2 protein-coding genes are annotated in these 698 nt (G+C 64.8%); both read left to right on the top strand.

All coding sequences use genetic code 11. The features are described from left to right. On the top strand, positions 1–547 hold a 547-nt coding region (locus C1631_RS25270), incomplete at its 5' end, for a cytochrome ubiquinol oxidase subunit I (protein ID WP_497707254.1). A gap of 24 nt (positions 548–571) precedes the next feature. Further along, positions 572–698, top strand: a 127-nt coding sequence (locus C1631_RS25265) for a transposase (RefSeq protein WP_165828368.1), incomplete at its 3' end; no start/stop codon positions are given.

Here is a 698-nt window from a genome sequence, read left to right as displayed (position 1 = left end):
GTACTGGATCAAGATCTTCGCCATCGCCTTCGCTATGGGCGTCGTGTCCGGACTGGTCATGTCCTACCAGTTCGGCACGAACTGGTCCGTCTATGCCGACAAAACGGGGCCGGTTCTCGGTCCGCTGATGGCCTACGAGGTGCTCTCGGCCTTCTTCCTGGAGGCCGGCTTCCTCGGCGTCATGCTCTTCGGCATGAGCAAGGTCGGCCCGCGCCTGCACTTCCTCGCCACCCTGATGGTGGCCATCGGGACCTTCTTCTCGGCGTTCTGGATCCTGTCCGTGAATTCCTGGATGCAGACGCCGCAGGGTCACACGGTCAACGCGGCCGGCCAGTTCGTGCCGGCCGATTGGTGGGCCATCGTCTTCAATCCGTCCTTCCCCTATCGCCTCGTCCACATGGTCCTGGCCGCTTACCGGACCACCGCGCTCGTCGTTGGCGCGGGCGGCGCCTGGCACCTGCTCCGCGACCGCGCGAACGAAGGCGCGCGGATTGACGTCCCCCCATCGCTTTGGTCCGGCGTGAGTGCGAGTTTTCCGGGTGTGTGAGCCCCTGATGGGAGGAGCAGAGCCGTGAAGAAGAGCAGGTTCACCGAGGAGCAGATCGCCTTCGCGCTGAAGCAGGCCGAGACGGGGACACCGGTCGCGGAGGTGCTGCGCCGGATGGGCATCTCCGAACAGACGTTTTACCGCTGGAAGA

This window comes from Chryseobacterium phosphatilyticum (assembly GCF_002899825.2).
Taxonomy (GTDB): domain Bacteria; phylum Bacteroidota; class Bacteroidia; order Flavobacteriales; family Weeksellaceae; genus Chryseobacterium; species Chryseobacterium phosphatilyticum.
Note: the sequence above shows the minus strand (reverse complement) of the source record. Positions and strands in the feature narration are given on the sequence as shown.